Annotated in this window: 1 protein-coding gene; it reads right to left on the reverse strand. The window is 66.4% G+C overall.

Features of this window, described 5'->3' with window-relative positions; genetic code table 11:
* Nucleotides 1-1065: amino acid adenylation domain-containing protein (locus IU450_RS39250; RefSeq protein WP_195154778.1), on the reverse strand; the 1065-nt coding region annotated here is incomplete at both ends.

The following is a 1065-nucleotide window of genomic DNA, read 5'->3' on the forward strand; positions in this document are numbered from 1 at the left end:
GCTGATCACCACGCCCGGCGTACTCCAAGGTGGCCTGACCGCCGAAACCGACCCACCGGCCGATATCGCCGCTGCGGTACATCCGCGAGCCCGGCGCACCGAACGGATTCGCCACGAACCGCGTCGCGGCCAGCCCGGGACGGTCGAGGTAGCCGCGCGACAGCTGAGCGCCCGCGACGTAGATCTCTCCGGCCACCCCGACCGGCGCCGGGTTCACCCGGTCGTCGAGCACGTACGCCTCGAGGCCGGGCAACGCGCGCCCGATCACGCTGGCCGGATTGTCGGCCATCTGCTCGTCCAAAGACAGGAACGACACATGCACCGTGGTCTCGGTGATCCCGTACATGTTCACCAGCCACGGAGCGTCGACCGGGTGACGCTCGTACCAGCGCCGCAACTGGCGCAGATCCAGTGCCTCACCACCGAACACGATGTAGCGCAGCGCGAACTTGCCCTCGTCGTGGTGCGCCGCGCGGTCGGCCTCGGCGAGCTGATAGAACGCCGAAGGAGTCTGGTTGAGCACGGTGACCTGCTCACGGATCAGCAGTTCGCGGAACTGCTCCGGTGAGCGGGAGGTCAGGTAGTCGACCACGACGACGGTGCCGCCGTTGGCCAGCGCGCACCACAGTTCCCACACCGAGAAGTCGAACGCGAAGGAGTGGAACAACGTCCACACGTCGGTCTCGTCGAAATCGAACAGCGACTGGGTGTTGGCGAACAACTCCACCACGTTGCGGTGCGAGACTCCGACACCCTTGGGCACACCGGTGGAACCGGAGGTGTAGATGACATACGCCAAGTTGTCCGGGCGCAGCGGTGTCAGACGTTCGCGGTTGCGTACCCGCGCGTCGTCGTAACCGGTGGTCTCTTCCAGCAGGAGCACCGGAATGTTGCCCGCGGGCAGCGACTCCTGCTCGGTGGCGGTGGTGAGGATGCAGACCGGGGCGGCGTCTTCGAGCATGAACTCCAACCGCTGCACCGGATAACTGGTGTCGATCGGCAGATACGCCGCACCCGCGGTCAACACACCCAACAACGCGACCGGCAGCTCCTCGGTGCGCGACA

The organism is Nocardia abscessus (assembly GCF_015477775.1).
Classification (GTDB): domain Bacteria; phylum Actinomycetota; class Actinomycetes; order Mycobacteriales; family Mycobacteriaceae; genus Nocardia; species Nocardia abscessus_A.